This is a genomic window from Streptomyces sp. P9-2B-2, assembly GCF_030406865.1.
GTDB classification, from domain to species: domain Bacteria; phylum Actinomycetota; class Actinomycetes; order Streptomycetales; family Streptomycetaceae; genus Streptomyces; species Streptomyces platensis.
This window is the reverse complement of record NZ_CP129126.1, coordinates 8,582,502-8,601,303: the sequence shown is the minus strand read 5'-3', so window position 1 is coordinate 8,601,303 and position 18,802 is coordinate 8,582,502. Positions and strand designations below refer to the sequence as shown.

Below are 18,802 nucleotides of genomic sequence, written 5' to 3'. Positions count from 1 at the left end.
CGGCTGCCGATGCGCAACGACGGTTCCGCTCACCGCACTTGGAGGAACTCCCGGGCTCCCCGCAGCCGTGTGCGGACGCGCGCCTGCGTGGCGCTGCTGTCGAGGCGGACGTCGAGGGCGCCGGGCATACGGGCGTCGACCCGGCGCCCGGCAGCCAGCCGCCCGGCGTCGAGTCCGTCGCGTCGGGCGATGAGAACGCCGAGTTCATGGCGGCTGACGGCGTCCGCCCCGGCGAGGTGGAAGACCCCGGCCCCGTCTGACAGCGCGAGTTCCCACAGAGCGGAGGCCAGGTCGTCGACATGCACCGGGCAGCGGATGTCATCGGTGAACAGGACCCCGTCGTGGGTGCCGGCCGCCAGGGCATGGACCAGGCGCTCGTGCTCGGAACCGCCGTGCCCGATGATCAATGAGGTGCGTACGACCGCGGCCACCGGGACCAGGAGCCGCACAGCAGTCTCGGCGGCGGCCTTCGCCGCGCCATACGGGGTGACCGGATCGGGCAGACAGGTCTCGTCGTAGAGAGCCGGGGAGCCGGAGAACACGGCGTCGCTGGAGACATGGACCAGACGGCAACCACGTCGCGCCACGGCCATCGCCACCCAGAGCCTTCATGGCGCCCTACGGTAGGGCAGCCGGGCCGGTCTCCGACGGCCTCCTGGTGAGGGTGGCCTCTGGGTCTGACATGTCGTCCGCAGCGTTTGGCCGCCCGGGCCCGCACAGCTCACCGAAGCACCGGATGTCAGGCGCCTGGCCCAGTCCCCGGCCGGGCTGCCAAGAGCCTCACAGGCACCCACTTAAAGTGAGCAGATGATCACGGTACGGATGCCCCGCCGCCCGGCCGTCGGCCGTGGGTTCCCCGGCATCCGATTCCGGCACGCAGTCGCACGGAGAAGCCACACGGAGAAAGGGACACCTATGCACGCTCGTCATCTCGCCACAGCCGCCGCTCTGGCGCTCACCACCGCTCTTCTCGCCGCCGGCCCGGCCCCGGCGCAGCCCTCCGCCAGCACCCCGCCGCCGGGCGGCCGACCCGCCCCGGCCCGCCCGGCCGGTCACACCGAGGTGCCCGTCGAGGGCGGCTCGGCCCGCTTCGCCACGCCGCCCGCCCTGCTTGCCGCGCTCAAGGCACGCGGTGTGGCGCTCTCGGACGTCGACGCCCGGGGCACCGTCACCCCGCACCGCGACTCCGGCGGCATCAGTCTGCGCATCAAGGGCGGTGCGGTCACTAACAGCGGCGGCAAGGTCGGCGGCGAGCTGCGGCTGGCCGACGCCGGGATCGCGCTGGTCAACCGCACGACCAAGAAGGTCGTCAAGGTCACCGGCTTCACCGTCGACCTCGGCCAGGGCACCCTCCGCGCCCAGCTGAACCGCGGCCCGAGAATGACCGTGGGCACCTTCACCCGCCCCGCCATCGCCTCCGCCATCGACACCCATGCGGCGGCGCTGCGTATGGACACCGGCATCACGGTCACCGCGGCGGCCGCCGCCAAGCTCAACGCGGCCCTCGGCACCAGCGGCTTCACCGGCGGCGGCCCGCTGCTCCACGCGCGTATCGAGGCTGCTCTCGACCGGTCCGTCGATCTCGGCACCGCCCTCAACCTGGGCCATCGCCCGGCCTCGACCGACGCGGGCCGCCGCTCGGCCGGGGTCGCGGGCGGAGAGGTGCCCTGGGAGTGGTGATCCGGGCGTCGCGGGTCGGCTCGTCGGCCGTATGCCGGACCGCGGCGCCTGGTGCCGGTCGGGACGTCAGCGCCGCGCGTGGCGGATCTTCAGCCGTCCGAACTCCATGGATCCGGAGATCCGGATCGTCGGTCCGCCGGTGCCGGAGCGCTGCCCGATCTTGTAGAGCGGGTCCTTCCACACGGTGCGCAGCGCCTCGACCTCGACCATCGCGTCACGAGGCACGGTGATCTTGGCTCCGCCGGAGCCGAGTTGCAGCTCGATGTCGACCACCGGATGCTCGATCACCGCCCGGGACAGGTCCAGGTGCACCTTTCCGAAGGCGGACTCGACCTTGAGCATCCGAGGCACCCGCCATGCGCCGCGCCGCCGGATCCGTCCACTGGCGGCGCCGATCGTGGCCGTGGTCCCCGCGTCCTCCTCGGGGAGCGCGGACAGCGCCACCACGAGCTCGCCGGGCGTCTCGGCGGTAAGTGCCTGGTGGAGGCGTGCGTCCATCTCGTCGTGCGAGAGGTGCCCTTGGGCGTACGCGTCCTGTAGGCGCTGCACGGCCGTGTCGCGGTCGTCTTCGCTGATCCGTGGCGGCAGGTTTTCCGGTAATGGGGTCACCGTCCGACTCTAGCGGCGGAGTCACTGACGACCTGGGGTCCAGGGCAGTGGCAGGCCGTCGCTGTGGCGTCGGGGGATCAGATGGACATGGGCGTGGAAGACCGTCTGGGTCGCCGCCGGACCGGCCGCGGTGATGATGTTCAGGTCCTCCGGGAGTTCTCCGCCGAGCTCCGCGGCGCGCTGCATCACCGCGGCGGTCACGGCGGGGTCGGTCGTCGCGTCCCGGACATGGCGGCGGGGAATGACCAGGAGGTGTCCGGGGGTGACCGGGCGGCGGGGCACGATCGCGAAGGCGTCGGGCCAGTCACGGACGAGGGGGACGGGGTCCGTTCCGGCGGCCATCCGGCAGAAGGCGCAGGCCTCCAGTTGCTTCGCGGGTTCGCGGTGGATCAAGGGGCGGGCGATGTCGCGGTGTTCGACATCGGCGGCGGTTCCGCGCTCGGCGAGCCAGTCGGCGACGGCACGGGCGACGGCCGGCGCCCGGTGGCGGCCGTACCAGCAGGCGACGTAGAGGTGCACCGCCTCGTCGGTGGCGGCCCGGTGGAGCGCGAGCAGCTGACGACCGGTGCGCTCGACGGTCTGCCGGGCGTCCGGGGCGGACAGCACATAGTCGCGGACCTCGGCGTCCAGCCCGGTCAGCACGACCAGCGGCTCGGTGATCGCCGTGTCGGCCGGGTCCCACATCCGGTCCCGGACGTCCAGTACGAGAGCACCGGTGTCATGCCGGGGCGGGGCGCCCCAGCGGGCACCGTAGGACGTGATACGGATCGGGGCGGGGCTGCTGGCCATGGGCTCTCCTGCCGTGGGGAACTGGGGGACGGTGCGGGGCGGGAGACCTGATCCCGCGTCGCCGTCGCCGTCGGCGGGCGGCAGGTTTCCCTGCGGTTTTCCTTCGACAGATGTACCGGACATCGCGTCGCCATGCGGCGGTTTCGCAGCGGGGTGTCCCGGTCGGCACGGCCGGGCGAACGGCGGATGGTAACCGACAGGCGATGGGTGTACCGCGTTCCGGGTTCGTTCAGCTACCGGTCACGCTCACCGCCCATGCTCTGGAATGAGACATTCCGATTGGTGACACCGCTGTGGTCGGGCCGCCCGCCACGGCACGGAGGGCCGCATGGCCGGTATGACCCAGATCCCCACCAACCGTCGTCACTTCCTCCTCACTTCCGGTGCCGCCGTGGCCGGAACCGGCGCCGCCTGGGCGCTGCCGGGCCGGCGCAGCAGCAGCGCGGCGCCGGGCGCCGGACCCGCGCGGACGCTCCCCCGCACCGTGCCCGCCCGCCCGGCCGTACGCCGCGCGGCACCGCACGGCGCCACCACGCTGGACACCGCGGCGCGCCTCGTCGGCAGCAGCGGCTACCGCCGCCTCACCTCCGGCCCGGGCTGGCCGCTGGTCGTCCGGGGTGAACTCGCCGCCGCGTCGACCGGACGCCAGGACCGGCGCACCCCCCTGGCGTGCTTCGTGCAGTTCACCGACCTCCATGTGGTCGATGTCCAGAGCCCGTTGCGCAGCGAGTTCCTGCGCGCCGGGTCGCCGGGGTCGTGGCGGGCCCAGGAGGCGCTGTCGGTGGCCGGTTCGGTGTCGCTGGTGGAGCAGGCCAACGCGCTCGGCGGCGGACCGCACACGGGCCGTCCGCCGGCGTTCGTGATGTCCACGGGCGACAACATCGACAACCACTCCATGGTCGAGCTGGAGTGGTTCCTCACCCTCATGAGCGGCGGCCGCATCACGCCCAACACCGGAGACCCGGCGTCCTTCGAAGGCGTGCAGAACTCCGGCCTCCCCCTGTACTGGCATCCGGACGACGCCCTGCGCGACCAGGACAAGAAGCGGGGTCTGCCGCAAATACCCGGCTATCTCGACGCCGCGATGCGTCCGGTCACCAGCCCCGGTCTGCGGATGCCGTGGTTCTCGACGCCCGGCAACCACGACGACCTGCCGGGCGGCTGTCTGGCCCCGCAGGACCCGATGCTGACGGAGTACATCACCGGGGCGCGCAAGCTGTTCTCCGTACCGGACACCGATGTCGCGGCGTTCAAGAAGGTGCTGGATTCCGGCGACGACCCCAAGAGCACGGTGTTCAAGGACATCCTCGCCCGCAACGCCCGCCGGGCCCGGACCGTGACCCCCGACGAGCGCCGGCGCATGGCCACCCCGCACGAGTACCTGCGGGCCCACCTGAACCCGGCCTTCGCCGGTGCGGGACCCGTCGGGCACGGCTACACCGACAACCACCTCGACGGCGACCGGATGTACTACTCCTTCCCCGTCGCGGAGGGGGTCGTCGGCATCAGCATCGACACCACCTATCGCAGCGGTCACTACGAGGGCTCGCTGGGCACCGAGCAACTCCAGTGGCTGGAGCGGACGTTGGCCACGCACAGCTCCCGCCATTACGACGCGGACGGGCGGCTGGTGCGCAATGCCGGTGCCGATGACGCGCACATCCTGGTGTTCAGCCACCATCACAGCCCGAGCATGACCCGGCGGCCCGACGCGGCTCGCGCGGATGAGCGGCGGCACGACGGCGAGGAGGTCATCGCCCTGCTGAGCCGCTTCCCGAACGTGGTCGCGTGGATCAACGGCCACAGCCACATCAACCGCATCACGCCGCACGCCCACCCGACGGCCGCCCGCTCCTTCTGGGAGGTCAACACCGCCTCGCATGTGGACTATCCGCAGCATGCCCGGGTCATCGAACTCGTCGACAACCACGACGGGACGCTGTCCCTGTTCACCACCCTCATCGAGTCCGCCGCGCCGCATCACACGGACTTCGACGACCTGTCGGCCGTCGGTCTCGCCTCCCTCTACCGCGAGCTGTCCTACAACGCACCCGGTCTCGCCGGGATGACCGGTGCGGTCCACGAGGGGCTGGCGGGCACCGTGGCGGACCGCAACACCGAACTCCTCGTGCGACGGGCCTGATCCGGGCCGGGGTCGCGTCAGCCGGAGGATCCACGGGGGCCCGCCCACCCTTCGTCGGTCCGGGCCGGCCCGGTTCAGGCCGCGGAGAGCAAGAAGTCGGCGAAATGCTCGGTCAGCGGTTCCCCCGTGAGCGGTTCCAGGAACAGGAATTGCCCCTGCGGATTCACCTCAAGCCATACCGCTTCCCCTTCCGGGGTCAGTTTCAGGTCCACGATGCCCATGCGCAGGCCGAGTTGGCGCAGTACCGTGCCGACGCGCCGCCGTATGTCATCGGGAACGGGACACGGGGAGATGGGCACATTGAGGTCGGGGCGCCAGTCGAGCGCGGTCGTCTCGATCAGCGCGGCATACATCCGGTCACCGAAGCAATTGAGCCTGATATGGCGGCTTCCCTCGATGTACTCCTGATATGTCGCGGGGCAGATCTCGAACGACGGCGCCGGGATCGATTCCGGGTCGTCGAGCCGACGGGTGTAGAGGGAGGGCCCGCGGGCGCCGACCACGGGCTTGACGATGGTCCGTCCGACCTGCCGGGTGAAGGCGATGACCTCGTCCCGTGACTGCGAAATCAGGGTTCGCGGCACCCGGAATCCGGACGCGTGCGCCACGGCCAGTTGATACAGCTTGTCGGCGGCCAGGTCGGTCGCGGCGGGGGGCGAAATCCAGTCGCCGTGAAAGGTGGCCGCGAGAATTCCGCCCAGCGCGCCACGGCAGTCGTTGTTGACCAGACTGCGCTCATGGGCGCTGCCCGCCGCCCCGGTGAGGTCCTGGTCGGCCCTGGCCCGCCGCCACCACAGCAGCGCCGCCTCCTCCGGAGACACCGGCACGCCCTCGGACGTCAGAACGGTCGCGGCACCGGCGCCATCGGCCGCTTCCTCGCGGTGGGAGCGCCAAGAGAGGCTCTGCCGGCCGCTGATGGTGTCGCATTCCACGATATGAAAAGCGTGACCGCGGCTGCGCACCGCGTGCTGCACCGCGACGGCATGCAGGTCGTCATGGAAGGAGACGGCCAGGATCATGCCATGTCGCACGCGTCGCTATGGCTCGCCTCACCGAATTCACAGCCGGATTCGGCGGCCACTCCCGCGAGATTGTCGGCGACGATTTCCAGGCCGGTGGTCTGCCGCACCGCCTTTTCCCATGCCCGGAGTTGCTCGGGGGTCTTCAGCCGCACGAAGCCGCTCGGCTGGACCCGGAGGACGACGGGGGGTGGTGTCGTGACGAACTCTTCCGAGTTCTTGTCCAGCGGATCGCCGAGGTTGAACTCAGACATCGCTCTCACCTTCGGAACACACATGGATGGGCTTTGCCTCTCCTTCCACTGAACCACCGGTGGGTCGCCCCCGCCTCCCGGGCCGCTGTGCCGGCTTTCCGCTATCCGCTATCCGCGCCCCGACGGCACCGGCAGCGGATCGGCCGCGCAGGTCATATCGTGCTCCGGAGCGGCCCCGTCGAGGAGATAGGCGTTCACCAGGCCGTCCACGCACGCGTTGCCGTTCTGATACTGGCCGTGATCGCCGCCGCCGGTCACGGTGACCAGCCGCGAACCGCGCAGCGCACGGTGTGCCGCGAGCGCGCCCTCGTAGTACGTGGCGGGATCGTGCTCCGAGTTGAGCATCAGCGTGGTCGGCAAGCCCTTGCCGGTGACCCGTACGCGGGGTGCGGCGGGGACCGGCCAGGCCGCGCAGGTCGCCGCGTAGGCGAGTTCGCGCGCCCCGACGAGCGGATGGGCCGCGGTGTCCTCGCCGCTGCGCCGGATCCAGTAGTCGAGGTCACCGCGCCACGGGGTGTCGTTGCAGGTCACCGAGAAGAAGGTGGCGGCGAACCCCGGGGACAGATAGCTCCCGAAGAGCTTGCCGACGAGGGTGCGCTCGGCCGGTGTGGCGGTCGGCCAGTGGTCGAGGGCGCTGAGCGCGGACGCCAGTTGCGGGAACTGCCGCTGTGCGTTGTAGATGTTCTGGATCGTGGCGTTGTCGAGCTGGTTGGGGCCGATCGTCAGGGAGCCGACGGTCAGCGGATGGTCGCGCAGGGCGCGGCGGCGCGCCTCCCAGCGTGCTTTCGCCTCGGCCGCGGTGCGCCCGTAGTGGTACGTGGCGTCGTACCGGGCGATCCAGGGCAGGAAGTCCTGCTCGAAGCGGCGCTGGAAGCTTCTCGGCTGGCCTGCTTCGGCGTTCTGCCAGGTGCCGCTGAAGTCCAGGTTGCTGTCCAGTACGGCGCGCTCGACGCGCTGCGGGAACTCCGTCGCGTAGTAGGCGCCGAGCCAGGTCGCGTAGGAGGGCCCGTAATAGGAGATCTTGCGTGCGCCGAGCAGGGCACGGAACAGGTCCATGTCGCGCACCGCCTGCTCGGTGGTCAGCCAGGGCACCAGATCGCCGCTGCGCCGCAGGCAGCCGGCGGCGAGCTGCCGGGAGCGGTCGAGGACGCCGCGCAGCGCCGCGGACGAGCGGTCGCGGAAGTCGTGGGCGTAGAAGTCCTGGAACTCGGCGTCGGTCTGACACCGCGCGGGGGTGCTGCTGCCGACGCCGCGCTGGTCGAAGCCGACCACGTCGTACGCGGCGCCCACGGCGGGCGAGCGGGCGGCGAAGTCCGCGGGCCGGGTCAGCCCCGAGGCCCCCGGGCCGCCCGCCGCCATCATCAGGACCCCGCGCCGCCGGTCGGGGTCGGTCGCCCGGTGCCGGGACACCGCGACGGTGAGGTCGGCGCCGGTCTCCGGGTGATGCCAGTCCCGCGGCACGGTCATGCGCGCGCACTCAAGGGACGGTTTCCCGGCGCAGGGCTGCCAGTTGAGGTGCTGGTGGCTGTAGCGGGCCGGTACCGGCGGCCCGGAGCGGTCCGCCGCGCGGGCCGGCGGCGCGGTGGGCAGCGCCGCCGTCAGCAATGCGGCGGCGGCCATTCCCGACAGCGCGACCCTCTGCCACCGTGGTGTTCTGAACGCGGACATCGATCCTCCCGTCGGCGCGCGGAGTGCGCTGCCACGGCAAGAATCCTCGGCGTCCCGCCGGTCCGCGGTCGATCACACTGGTGCCCGTTCACGGGGTGGCACCAGCACCACCACCGCTCTCCCCGCGCCGCAGCACTCACCGTGCGCGCGCCGCCGCCGTCCCGGGCGCCGTAAGCCGTGGGGCGCGGCGCCGGCCGCCTCCCCCTCTGCTGTCCGGGCCCGGGCGCTGGGGCGTCCGGGGGACCCCGGCCGACGTGCTGCGGCCGTGCGGCGGTCGTGGGCAGTACTGTCAGGGCGGGCATATCGGCAGATGTGCGGCATAACAACACCATTGGTGGAGTCTGTATGTCCCCCTCCGTCCCCTCGCGGTCCGCCCGGCGGCGTGCCGTCGGCACCCTGTGCGTGCTGCTGGCCGTCGGCGTCGTCATCACCGGCCTGGTCCAGGCGGCGCCGTCCACCACGCCCCGGGCGATCGATCCACGGATCGCCGCGGTCATGCGGAAGCCGGACTACCGGCATGCCCAGTGGGGCCTGTTCCAACAGGACCCGCGGACCGGCAAGGTGACCGAGTCCCGCTACGCCGACCAGTTCTTCATCCCCGGTTCGACGGCCAAGCTCTTCAGCGTCAGCGGGACCTGGCACACCCTCGGCAGCGACCACCACTTCGTCACGCCGGTCCACGCCGTCGGACAGCGCCGGAACGCGACGCTCAAGGGCGATCTGGACCTGGTGGCGCAGGGCGATCTGACGCTCGGCGGCAGAACCCGCAAGGACGGCACGGTCGCGTTCACCACCATCGACCACACCTACGCCAACGACGTCCCGGGAGCCACCCTCACCCCGGAGAACCCGCTGGCCGGTATCGACCAGCTGGCCCGGCAGGTACGGCAGTCGGGGATCCGCCGGGTCGACGGCGATGTGGTGGTCGACGCGCGGCTGTTCCAGCCGGATCCCGGCCTCGATCCGGTGCCCACTCCGCTGATCATCAATGACAACGTCATCGATCTGCTCACCACCCCCGGCGCCGAGGCAGGCACCCCCGCCGGGCTGGAGTGGCGCCCGAAGGTCGCGCCGTACCACGTCACGTCGTCCGTCCGGACGGTCGCGGCAGGCAAACCCTCGGACATCAACGTGAGCAGCTCTCCCGACGGCACCCGCATCCAGCTGTCCGGCACCATCGCCGCCGACTCGGCCCCCGTCCTCCGGGTTTCCGCCGTCAAGGACCCGAACGCCTTCGGCCGCACCGCCCTGATCGAGGCACTACAGCGGGCCGGCGTCGAGGTCCGCGCGAAGGCCGTCGGACGCAACCCCGTCCGCCAGTTGCCACGCTCCTACAAGGGCGCCCCCACCGTGGCCCGCTACACCTCCCCCGTGTACGCCCAGTACGCCAAGCTCATCCTCAAGGTGAGCCACAACCTCGGGGCGAACCTGGGGATCTGCCTGATGGCCACCAGCACCGGAAGCACCAACTGCGACGACGGTTTCCCCGTCCTGGCCAAGTTCCTGGACCATGCCCAGGTCGACCGCAAGGCCGTACAACTCGCCGACGGCCGCGGCGGCAACCCGGCCGACCGGACCACCCCGCGCGCCCTGGCGCAGATCCTGACGTACTGGCAGCGCACCCCCGAGGCACGGCGCTTCCGCACCTCACTGCCGATCCTGGGCGTCGACGGCACTCTGGCGGATTCCTGCCGCAGCTGTCCCTCACGGGGCAAGGTCTTCGCCAAGACCGGCACCGCGGCCGGCGGCGACCTCCTCAACGACCGGCTGGCCGTGGGCGCCGAAACCACGGCCGGCTACCTGGAGACCCGTAAGGGCCACTTCGATGTCTTCTTCGCCGGAGTGAACGGCGCCGCCACCCCCACCGCCGACATCACCGGCATCCTGACCATCGCCAACGATGTGTCCGACGTCGCCGCCTACCTCCAGCAACAGGCCGCCGGCGGGCACTGAGCAGGGAGGTCTCCGCACACCCGGGCCGGGTCGGCCCCCGGCCCGTGGATAGCCTGAGGGGATGAACGGAATACGGGGGAAGCAGTGGACGGAGCGGACGGCCGGCGCGGTCGTCGGCTCGGCGGTGGGCGACGCCCTTGGCGCGCCCTTCGAGTTCGGTCCGGCAGGCGCGTTCTCCGCGCGGTTTCCGGCGTCCGGTGCCGCCGAGGAGATGTGCGGTGGCGGCGGCTGGGACCCCGGTGAGGCCACGGACGACACCCAGATGGCTGTCCTGGTCGCCGAGTCGCTGCTGGAGCGGAACGGGCTGGACCTGCCGGACATCTTCCGCCGCTTCCAGCGGTGGGCCGCCGGCGCGCCCAAGGACATCGGCCTCCAGACCGAAGAGGTCCTGACCAACGGCGGCTCCTGGGAGACAGCAGCGGCCCGGCACTTCCAGATCAGTCAACGAGCCGCGGGCAACGGTTCCCTGATGCGGGCCGCCACGTCCGCGGTCTACTTCGCCCGCGACGGGCAGCGGGCCACCATGGACGCCGCCCGCGCCATCGCCGCACTCACCCACGGCGACCCGGCGGCCTGGGAAGGCACTGCCCTCTTCCATGAACTCGTCCGGGTCGCGCTGGAAGGCGGCGATCCGCTGGCTGTTCTCCCCGAGGTCCTGACGCTCGTCCACCCCGATCACCGCCCGCGGTACGCCACGGTCCTCGCGCCCGACTGGCACCCCGACCGGGCCACCGAGTTCAACGGGGCCGTGTGGCCGTGCCTGGGCTCCGCCGTGTGGGCCCTGCGCACCACCGCCGGCTTCGAGGAGGCGCTCCGGGCGGCGGTCGACCTCGGTGGTGACACGGACACCGTCGCCGCGGTCACCGGTGGCCTCGCGGGCGCCTACTACGGACTGGACGCGATCCCCGCCCGCTGGACCGCGCCCTTGCACGTTCCGCTGCCGGGCTTCGGCGACCGCCTGCTGGACCCGCCCCAGCTCCTCGCGCTCGCCCACCGCCTCGCGGCCTGACCCGGTCCCGCCGCCTTCGCCGCCCTCTGCCTCGCCCGCGGGCCACGAGTCGCCTCCCCCGCTCCCTTAATTGGCATCTTGAATGCCACTTCTATAGAGTGCTGCTGTGCGACTCACCAAAAGCACCGACATCGCCCTCCGCATCGCCATGCGCCTGGCCGTACTCGGCGACACCGGCGACGCGCCCACCACCCGGGAGGTGGCGAGCGCGGTCCAGGTGCCGTACACCCATGCCGCCAAGGTGGTCAGCAAGCTCCAGCATCTCGGCGCCGTCGAAGCGCGGCGCGGGCGCGGTGGCGGGCTGGCGCTGACGGCGGCGGGGCGTACGGGGTCGCTCGGGCGGCTGGTGCGTGAGCTGGAGGGGACCGATGACGTCGTGGGGTGCGAGGACGATCCGCCGTGTCCGCTGCGTGGCGGGTGCCGGCTGCGCGGTGCGCTGCGGGTGGCACAGGAAGCGTTCTACGCCTCGCTCGATCCGCTCTCCGTCGCCGACCTGGTCGAAACGCCGACCGGACCGCTACTGCTCAGCCTGACGTCCGCTCCGGTCACGGACTGAGCGCACCACCGGCCATCCGACCGCAGCCGGAGCAGCCCTCTCGGATCAACCCGCCCCGCACACCTTCCATTTCCCATGGCCAAAAATACGCATCTCAGATGCACATTTGCTCCTTCCCCACCCTTCGAGAGTCCGGAGTTACCGATGCTGTCGCCGAAGTCCGCCGAGACCGTACGTGCCACCCTCCCCGCCATGAGCGGAGCCATCGACGCGATCACGACGCTCTTCTACGAGAAGCTCTTCGCCGCCCACCCCGAGCTGCTGCGCGACCTCTTCAACCGCGGCAACCAGGCCAACGGCAGCCAGCGACAGGCCCTCGCCGGATCCATCGCCACCTTCGCGCGCCATCTCCTCGACCACCCGGACAGCCGTCCGGACGCCCTGCTCGCGCGGATCGCGCACAAGCACGCCTCCCTCGGAGTGCGCGAGGACCAGTACCCGGTCGTGCGGGAGCACCTCTTCGCGGCCATCGCCGAGGTGCTGGGTGAGGCGGTGACCGACGACGTGGTCCGGGCCTGGGACGAGGTGTACTGGCTGATGGCCCATGCCCTGATCGCCGTCGAGAAGCGGCTCGCGCGGGAAGCGGGCGTGCGGGACGGCGCGGTGTGGCGTCCCTACCGGGTGGCCGGCCGGGTGCAGGAGACCGACGACGTGGCCACCTTCCTCCTGCGGCCCGCCGACGGCTGTCCCGTACCGGCATCCCGGCCCGGCCAGTACGTCTCCGTGCAGGTCCAACTCCCGGACGGGGCACAGCAGATACGTCAGTACAGCCTGTCCGGGCAGCCCGACGGCGGGCTGCAGATCTCCGTGAAGCGGGTGGCGGCGGACGGCCCGTCCGACGCCCCTGCGGGCGAGGTCTCGGGGTATCTGCACACGCACGTGCACGGCGGGGAGACCCTGTACGTGAGCCCGCCGTTCGGCGATGTGGTGCTGTCCGACGACGGCGACGGGCCCCTGCTCCTCGCCTCGGCGGGCATCGGCTGCACCCCGATGCTCGGCATGCTCGCGCACCTCGCCGCCACCGGCTCCCGGCGCCGGATCATCACCGCGCACGCCGACCGCTCCCCCGCCACGCACCCGTTCCGTACGGATCTGCGTCGGCTCACCGGCAAGCTCGCCGACGCGACGGCGGCACTCTGGTACGAGGAGGGGGCCGGGGTCGAGGAGGAGGGCGCGGGGCAGGAGACGGGCGGCATGGCGGTCGCGGTGGACGCGGTGACCGTGCGCTCCGGGCTGATGGATCTGACGCGGCTCGCCATCCCGGCCGGGACCACCGCGTATCTGTGCGGCCCGGTGCCGTTCATGAAGGCGGTACGGGCCCAACTGCTGGACTCCGACGTGCCGTCCGCGGCGATCCACTACGAGGTCTTCGGCCCGGACCTCGGGCTGTAGGTGGCACGTCGGCGTGCCGTTCCGGACAGGTCGCCACCCCTCCGCCGCTCCCGGGGAACTGGGCCGGCATCACTGCCCGGTGCCGCAGGAGCAACATTGCCAACGGCCGGTGGGGGCAGCAAGATCAAGGAATGACTGCGAACCTGCCTTCCGCGTCGCCGGCCGTGGTCCGGCTGACGCGGTTCACACGGACGGAACTGAGCGACATCGTCGGGGACGGCGAGGACGCCTTCGGGGTCTCCTGGACCGGGCTGACCTGGCGGGCCAAGGAAGAGCACTTCGGCATCAAACGGGACGGCCGTCTCGTGGCGCACACGGGCCTGGTGACGGTTCCGCTGTCGATCGGCTCCGTGGAAACCCGGGCGGTCGGCGTCGGCGGGGTGATCGTCGCGCCCGACCTGCGAGGAGAAGGGCTCTCGCGGATCGTCATGACCGCCGCCCTGGAGCACGCCCGCACGGCGGGACCGGAATACGGCCTCCTCTTCTGTATGCCGCATCTCCTCCCCCTGTACGAGCGGTTCGGCTGGCAGCAGCTCCAGGAGGACGTGGAGGTCGAGCAGCCCGAGGAGACCACCGCGATCATGCCGCTGCGGACCATGTGGATCCCGCTGCGCGAGGGCGCGCAGTGGCCGGTGGGACCGGTGCGGCTGCGGTCACTGCCCATGTGAGCGACGAGGGTCGGACGCAGGCGGCCGACGTCGCGTCGTCGGCTAGGGACTGCCACGGGAGTTCGTATGTGTCCTTCGTCCGCGTGGCCACCCGGCGCGTCGTTTGGACAGCTCACGGCCCTCCGACACCGTGAAGGCGTGCGCCCTCTCCTCCTTCGCCTCGTCACAGCGACGGCCGTGCTCCTCGCGGTCGGCGGCTGTGTGTCCCTTCCCGCCGACGGCTCCCCGCACGATCCCGGTCCCTCGTCGGGCGGACGCACGGTCGCCCCGGCCCGGCCCTCGCCGCTGGTGCTGCCCAGCCAGGGATCGGCGCGGGAGCGGCTGGTGGATGTGGCGTCCGCACGGCGGAAGGCGAAGCGGCCCGCGGCGTCACGGAAGGGGCACGCCGCCCCGCGGCACACCGCGCCGGGGCGCCGGGCGGAACGGCGGCCCGTGGGACGGCCGGTGCCGCGCCCCGCTCGTTCGGCGGCGTCGAGGCCACGTCCGGTGCCGGCGTACACGGTGCCGAGGCAGCGGCATCATGTGGCGCCGCCGCCGCGTGCGCACCGGCGGCCGCCGCGGCCCCGCTCGACGATCGATCCCGGTGTGGTGTGCCGGATGGCGGCCGGCCGGGTCCGGGGGGATCTGCTGCGGCTGTGCCATCGGACGTACGGCCGCTGAGGCGGCAGGGACGCTGAACGGTGCGGACGCCGGGTCGCTACGGACGCCGGGTCGGTACGGACACTGAGGCGGCGGTACGGCCGACGGGTCGGTCCCGGCCGCGCCGACCGGTAGGCATCAGGAGCGGGAGTCGGCGCGCGGTACCCAGCCGTTGTCGGCTCCGGTGTGGATCAGGTCCTGGGCGTAGCGCCAGAGGTCCGCGGAGGCGTCCTTGATCACGGACTTGCGGGCGAGTACATCGTCCTCCGTGACGCCGGGGGTGCGCCAGGTCCCGCCGCGGTTACCGTAGTTGAGCAGCAGCGGCTGGAGCCGGTCCATGGCCTTGGCGAAACGTGCCTCGGGGGTGACCCGGGCCTCGAACTCGTCCCACAGGGCCCGGAAATGCTCCCGCTGGTCGTCGGGCAGCAGCGCGAAGAGCCGGTCCGCCGCCTGTTGTTCCCGTTCCTCCTGGTCCGCGGCGGCCGCGGTGTCGTACAGGAAGGTGTCTCCGGCATAGATCTCCACCAGGTCGTGCACGACGACCAGGGCGAGCACCTTGCCGGCGTCGACGGGTTCGTCCGCGTACTCCGTGAGCACCAGGGTCATCAGCGCGAGGTGCCACGAGTGCTCGGCGTCGTTCTCCTTGCGGTCCGCGCTCAGCAGCGGACTGCGCCGGAAGACGTTCTTGAGCCGGTCGGCCTCGATGATGAACTCGATCTGGTGGCACAGCCGTTCGGGGGTGCCGTCGGGTTGCCGGACGGTCGCGGCGAGGAGGGGGATGTCCTGGTCATCGTCGTGCGGCATGGCGGGCTCCTTGGGGGTGCGGGAAGCGGCGGTCAGCGGTGGAGGTATTGCAGTACGACGCCGGCCATGAGCAGTAACGTCGTCACCCATAGCGCGGGATGCGGCCGCCGGCGGCCGATGATGCGCGCGGCCACGCTCACCACGAAGGCCGCGGCCATCGCCTGGTCGATCGCGAGGGTGGCGACGGTGACGGCCACGGCGGTCACCGTGACGGTCATGCCCAGGCGGTCGGTGCCCCCTGGCCGGCGGGTGGTCAGCATCTTGACCGCCACGAAGACCAGGGCGCCCGTGGTGGCCTCCACCGGGACATGGACCAGGACCGGGCCGAGGAACAGGCAGGAGATCAGGAGCAGTCCGGTGACGACCGCCGCGATCCCGGTCCGGGCACCGGCGCGGATCCCGACCGCGCTCTCCACGAACGCCACGAAGCTGGACGATCCCACGGCCGACCCGGCGACGGTGGCCCCCGCGTCGACCAGCAGCGCCTCACGCATCCCGGGTACCCGGCCCTGGTCGTCCTGCAAAGGGGTGTGCGCCGAGAGGCCCACCACTTTCGCGATGCTGCCGAAGAAGTCGAGGGCGAACAGGACGAGGATGACGCTCCATGCCCGGGGATCGGTGAGGACGGTGAGGTCGAAGCGGAAGAGCGCCGCGGTGCTTCCGTGCATGCCGTCGTGCACCGCGCCCGCGCGAAGGCCCGCGACGGCGCAGTACAGCGCGGCGGCCGCGATACCGCCCAGGACGGCCGCGGCCCGCGCGCCGAGCCGGTCCAGGACCAGGGCGACCGCGAGGCCGAGGTACAGCGCCACGGCGGGTGGTCCGGTCCAGTCGCCCAGGCCGGACAGCCGCCCGTCGGAGGTGCGGACGAGGTGCGCGATCTGAAGCCCCACCAGGCCGATGAACGCGCCGACCGCGGCGGCGAGGGCCGACCGCAGCTCCGGCGGGATGGCGTTGATCACCGCCGCGCGCAGTCGCAGCAGCGACACCGCCAGCATCGCCACTCCGGACCAGAACACCATGCCCAGCGCCTGGGGCCAGGTGTAGGCGAGGGTGCCGACCACGGAGAAGGCGACCATCGCGTTCATCTCCATGCCCGGCGCCACCGCGAACGGGAGCCGGGCCCACAGCCCCATGGCCATGGTGGCGAGGCCGCCGACCGCCGCCGTCGCGACGAAGGCGGCGGAGTGCGGGATGCCGCCCTGGGCGAGGACGGCGGGGTTGACGACCACGATGTAGGAGAGCGCCAGGAACGTCGATATCCCGGCGACGATTTCGCGGCGCCAGGTCGAGCCGCGCGCGCTCAGGGAGAAGTAGCGGTCGACGGCTCCGGGCCCGGCCGGGGAGTGGCGCCGGAGCAGTTCCGGGCCGCGCCCCGGGCTTTCCGGCGTGGTCACGCCGGGGTCCCCCGGGGTGGGGAGGCGGGCGCCACCGGGCTGATGGTATCGCCGACGTCGCCCAGCACGAGCTGTTCGGGGGCGTCCGGCCGCACGGCGTAGAACTTTCCGTTCAGTGCGCCCGACACATGGCCGACGTGCAGGGTCAGCGAGACCTGGAGCAGCTCGGCGTAGCGCGCCAGGGCGAGGGCACCCTGCTGGGTGGAGTGGCAGGTGAAGATCTCGACGTCGGCACCGGGCCGGACCGTCAGCTGCATGAGGGCCATGAGGGTCACCCCGCTGGCCACCACACCGTCGATGATCACCAGCCGGTCGGCCTGCGAGGGCAGCCATTCGTCCACCCCGACGAGCAGTCCGCCGCCGACCGGCATCCGCTTGGCCTGGGGCGTCCAGCCCTGGCGCTGGGGCATGACACCGAGTCGTTCGGCGAGTATGCGGCCTTCGCGTTCCGGCGCTATGACGGTCGTTCCCCATGCGGAGGCTCGATGGGCGGGCGGGACGGGCAGCATGCCGTAGATGTCGAGCAGCGCCTGGAGGTAGCGGGTGCGGTCGGCGTCCTGCTGGCGGGGGAGGTTGGCGACGGTCGTGACGGTGGCCATCCGCTCGGTCACGTCGGGACGGGCGGCGGACGCGACTCCGACGTTCTCCGGCAGCGCCCCCGGGGTGTGCAGCGCGTCCAGCAACTCCGGGCCGAAGTGGACCAAGTGGCTGAAGTAGGTGTCGTGTTCCTTCTCGAAGTCGTCCACCGTGCGCCGGGCGTCCGGCGGGAGTCCGGGCCTGTCGAGCAAGCGAGCGGTGTTCATCGGTGACCTCCGGTCCGTGGCTCGAAAGAGGGGTCGTGCGGGGAGACGGGGGCGGGCGTGGACCCGGTGCGCGGGAGGCGGAGGAGCGCCACCGGCGCGGCGGCCGCGGCGATGACCGCGGTGGCGCAGAAGGTCCACACGAAGTCCCCGGCCACCGGATGCTCCCCGTGGAGGAGGACCAGCAGCGCCAGGCCGAGGGAGCCGCCGAGGTACTGCGCCGTGGTGACCAGGGCGCTCCCGGTGCCGTTGCTCTCCGGCGGGAGGTCGCGGGTGCCCGTGATGAACATGCCGGTGAACGCCATGCCCTGGCCGAAGCCGCTGAGCAGCAGCCCCGGCAGGATGCCCGCCGGGTAGCCGCCCCGGGTGCCGACGGCCAGCGCGAGCACCACCAGTCCGGCCGCTCCGGTGAGGTAGGCGAGGGACAGCAGCCGTCCCAGCGGCAGCCGGCCCGCCAGTCGGCCGGCGACCGTGTTGCCCACCACGATGGTCCCGGCCAGCGGCAGGAAGGCCATGCCCGCGGCGAGCGCGCTGTAGTCCCGGACGTCCTGGAGGTAGAGGGTGACGAGGTAGAACTCGGCGCCGAAGCTCGCCATGTACAACGCCGCGACCAGGCAGGCCACTTGGAGGGCTCGTACGCCGAGCAGGGCGCGGGGCACCAGCGGCCGGCGCCGGCTGCGGACGAGGACACCGCCGGCCAGCGATGCCACCACCAGCGCGGTGGCGACGACGGGCAGGGAGGGGTGGGCGCGGGAGAGTTCGGTGCAGGCCAGGACGACGGCGACGACCGCGGCACAGGCGGAGAGGGTGGCCGCGGTGGCGAGCGGGGCCCGTTCCGTGTGAGTGGTGGAGCGGACCGCCCGTACGGCGGCGAGCAGACAGACCGCCACGATGGGGAGGTTGATCCAGAAGATCCACTGCCAGGAGGCCACTTCGAGGATGCCGCCCCCGGCCGTGACACCGAGGGCGAGTCCGACCGCGCCCGTGGTCCCCCACACGCTCACCGCCCGGTCCCGTTCCGGCCCCGACGGGTAGGCGGCACTGAGCAGCCCCAGCGTCGCCGGCACCAGCAGGGCGGCCGCCACCCCCTGCCCGACGCGCGCCGCGATCAGGGGCGCGGCGGACGAGGAGAGCGCGGCGCCGACCGAGGACGCGGCGAACAGCAGCTGGGCGGTGAGGAAGACCCGGCCGGGCCCGAAGACATCGGCCAACTGCCCGCCCAGCAGCAGGAATCCGGCGAAGAAGATGGCGTAGGCGCTGACGATCCACTGAAGGGCGACCGCGGAGAAGTGCAGGCTTCCGCCGATGTCGGGCAGCGCGACGTAGATGATGGAGAAGTCGAGCGCCACCAGCAGCTGCGCCCCGGCCAGTGCCGTGAGTAAGCGGGCACCCGGAGTCGGTACGGGAGAAGCGGGCACGGTCGGT

Annotated in this window: 16 protein-coding genes and 1 pseudogene; 7 read left to right on the top strand and 10 right to left on the bottom strand. The window is 72.0% G+C overall.

Features of this window, described 5'->3' with window-relative positions; all coding sequences use genetic code 11:
* Positions 1–29 precede the first annotated feature (29 nt).
* Positions 30–599, bottom strand: a pseudogene (locus QT196_RS37865) (sugar nucleotide-binding protein); the annotation flags it as partial.
* 316 nt (positions 600–915) lie between these two features.
* Between QT196_RS37865 and QT196_RS37860 the strand changes: the two are divergent.
* Positions 916–1,680: a hypothetical protein gene (locus QT196_RS37860; RefSeq protein ID WP_290356556.1), complete on the top strand. Its 765-nt coding sequence runs from the start codon at positions 916–918 to the stop codon at positions 1,678–1,680.
* A gap of 66 nt (positions 1,681–1,746) precedes the next feature.
* On the opposite strand, the gene QT196_RS37855 is transcribed toward QT196_RS37860, so the two are convergent.
* On the bottom strand, positions 1,747–2,289 hold the full coding sequence (locus QT196_RS37855) for a DUF1707 domain-containing protein (protein WP_168483192.1): 543 nt from the start codon (positions 2,287–2,289) through the stop codon (positions 1,747–1,749).
* Between the two features lie 21 nt (positions 2,290–2,310).
* On the bottom strand, positions 2,311–3,078 hold the full coding sequence (locus QT196_RS37850) for an RNase adapter RapZ (RefSeq protein ID WP_168483190.1): 768 nt from the start codon (positions 3,076–3,078) through the stop codon (positions 2,311–2,313).
* Positions 3,079–3,406: 328 nt separating this feature from the next.
* On the opposite strand from QT196_RS37850, the gene QT196_RS37845 reads away from it, so the two are divergent.
* Positions 3,407–5,221, top strand: a complete 1,815-nt coding sequence (locus QT196_RS37845; protein ID WP_290356554.1) for a TIGR03767 family metallophosphoesterase — start codon at positions 3,407–3,409, stop codon at positions 5,219–5,221.
* A gap of 74 nt (positions 5,222–5,295) precedes the next feature.
* Here the strand turns inward: QT196_RS37845 and QT196_RS37840 are convergent, their stop codons facing one another.
* From QT196_RS37840 to QT196_RS37830, 3 genes are all read right to left on the bottom strand, one after another.
* The gene (locus tag QT196_RS37840; RefSeq protein WP_266737028.1) at positions 5,296–6,252 is read right to left on the bottom strand and encodes a hypothetical protein; all 957 of its coding nucleotides are present in this window, start codon (positions 6,250–6,252) and stop codon (positions 5,296–5,298) included.
* Entirely contained in the window at positions 6,237–6,494 is a 258-nt protein-coding gene (locus tag QT196_RS37835; RefSeq protein ID WP_085926008.1) for a hypothetical protein, read from the bottom strand. Before QT196_RS37835 ends, QT196_RS37840 begins: the two co-directional genes overlap by 16 nt.
* A 108-nt stretch (positions 6,495–6,602) precedes the next feature.
* Positions 6,603–8,162 carry an alpha/beta hydrolase gene (locus QT196_RS37830; RefSeq protein WP_290356553.1) on the bottom strand — a complete coding sequence of 520 codons (1,560 nt, stop codon included), beginning with the start codon at positions 8,160–8,162 and terminating at the stop codon, positions 6,603–6,605.
* A gap of 345 nt (positions 8,163–8,507) precedes the next feature.
* On the opposite strand from QT196_RS37830, the gene dacB reads away from it, so the two are divergent.
* From dacB to QT196_RS37805, 5 genes are all read left to right on the top strand, one after another.
* Positions 8,508–10,115 (top strand): D-alanyl-D-alanine carboxypeptidase/D-alanyl-D-alanine-endopeptidase, encoded by a 1,608-nt coding sequence (dacB, locus tag QT196_RS37825; protein WP_290356552.1) that lies wholly within the window; start codon positions 8,508–8,510, stop codon positions 10,113–10,115.
* Positions 10,116–10,176: 61 nt separating this feature from the next.
* A complete protein-coding gene (locus QT196_RS37820) occupies positions 10,177–11,124 on the top strand; it encodes an ADP-ribosylglycohydrolase family protein (protein ID WP_266737022.1) in 948 nt (315 codons plus the stop codon).
* Between the two features lie 106 nt (positions 11,125–11,230).
* A complete protein-coding gene (locus QT196_RS37815) occupies positions 11,231–11,680 on the top strand; it encodes an Rrf2 family transcriptional regulator (protein ID WP_168483183.1) in 450 nt (149 codons plus the stop codon).
* A 144-nt stretch (positions 11,681–11,824) separates the two neighbouring features.
* Positions 11,825–13,072, top strand: a complete 1,248-nt coding sequence (locus tag QT196_RS37810; RefSeq protein WP_290356551.1) for a globin domain-containing protein — start codon at positions 11,825–11,827, stop codon at positions 13,070–13,072.
* Positions 13,073–13,203: 131 nt separating this feature from the next.
* Positions 13,204–13,740, top strand: a complete 537-nt coding sequence (locus QT196_RS37805; RefSeq protein WP_168483179.1) for a GNAT family N-acetyltransferase — start codon at positions 13,204–13,206, stop codon at positions 13,738–13,740.
* Between the two features lie 777 nt (positions 13,741–14,517).
* On the opposite strand, the gene QT196_RS37800 is transcribed toward QT196_RS37805, so the two are convergent.
* The 4 genes from QT196_RS37800 to QT196_RS37785 are packed head-to-tail and all read right to left on the bottom strand — an operon-like array spanning position 14,518 to position 18,795.
* The gene (locus QT196_RS37800; protein WP_290356550.1) at positions 14,518–15,183 is read right to left on the bottom strand and encodes an HD domain-containing protein; all 666 of its coding nucleotides are present in this window, start codon (positions 15,181–15,183) and stop codon (positions 14,518–14,520) included.
* 32 nt (positions 15,184–15,215) lie between these two features.
* Positions 15,216–16,577: an NCS2 family permease gene (locus QT196_RS37795; RefSeq protein ID WP_290356549.1), complete on the bottom strand. Its 1,362-nt coding sequence runs from the start codon at positions 16,575–16,577 to the stop codon at positions 15,216–15,218.
* Entirely contained in the window at positions 16,574–17,380 is an 807-nt protein-coding gene (locus QT196_RS37790; protein ID WP_168483172.1) for a hypothetical protein, read from the bottom strand. Before QT196_RS37790 ends, QT196_RS37795 begins: the two co-directional genes overlap by 4 nt.
* A complete protein-coding gene (locus QT196_RS37785) occupies positions 17,377–18,795 on the bottom strand; it encodes an MFS transporter (RefSeq protein WP_290356548.1) in 1,419 nt (472 codons plus the stop codon). Before QT196_RS37785 ends, QT196_RS37790 begins: the two co-directional genes overlap by 4 nt.
* Positions 18,796–18,802: the final 7 nt, after the last annotated feature.

What these genes read in the sequence shown, in the direction of transcription:
- QT196_RS37850 (WP_168483190.1), bottom strand. Translation starts at nt 3,078, where the DNA reads ATGGCCAGCAGCCCCGCCCCGATCCGTATCACGTCCTACGGTGCCCGC.
- QT196_RS37800 (WP_290356550.1), bottom strand. Translation starts at nt 15,183, where the DNA reads ATGCCGCACGACGATGACCAGGACATCCCCCTCCTCGCCGCGACCGTC.
- dacB (WP_290356552.1), top strand. Translation starts at nt 8,508, where the DNA reads ATGTCCCCCTCCGTCCCCTCGCGGTCCGCCCGGCGGCGTGCCGTCGGC.
- QT196_RS37830 (WP_290356553.1), bottom strand. Translation starts at nt 8,162, where the DNA reads ATGTCCGCGTTCAGAACACCACGGTGGCAGAGGGTCGCGCTGTCGGGA.
- QT196_RS37805 (WP_168483179.1), top strand. Translation starts at nt 13,204, where the DNA reads ATGACTGCGAACCTGCCTTCCGCGTCGCCGGCCGTGGTCCGGCTGACG.
- QT196_RS37810 (WP_290356551.1), top strand. Translation starts at nt 11,825, where the DNA reads ATGCTGTCGCCGAAGTCCGCCGAGACCGTACGTGCCACCCTCCCCGCC.
- QT196_RS37845 (WP_290356554.1), top strand. Translation starts at nt 3,407, where the DNA reads ATGGCCGGTATGACCCAGATCCCCACCAACCGTCGTCACTTCCTCCTC.
- QT196_RS37790 (WP_168483172.1), bottom strand. Translation starts at nt 17,380, where the DNA reads ATGAACACCGCTCGCTTGCTCGACAGGCCCGGACTCCCGCCGGACGCC.
- QT196_RS37860 (WP_290356556.1), top strand. Translation starts at nt 916, where the DNA reads ATGCACGCTCGTCATCTCGCCACAGCCGCCGCTCTGGCGCTCACCACC.
- QT196_RS37820 (WP_266737022.1), top strand. Translation starts at nt 10,177, where the DNA reads ATGAACGGAATACGGGGGAAGCAGTGGACGGAGCGGACGGCCGGCGCG.
- QT196_RS37835 (WP_085926008.1), bottom strand. Translation starts at nt 6,494, where the DNA reads ATGTCTGAGTTCAACCTCGGCGATCCGCTGGACAAGAACTCGGAAGAG.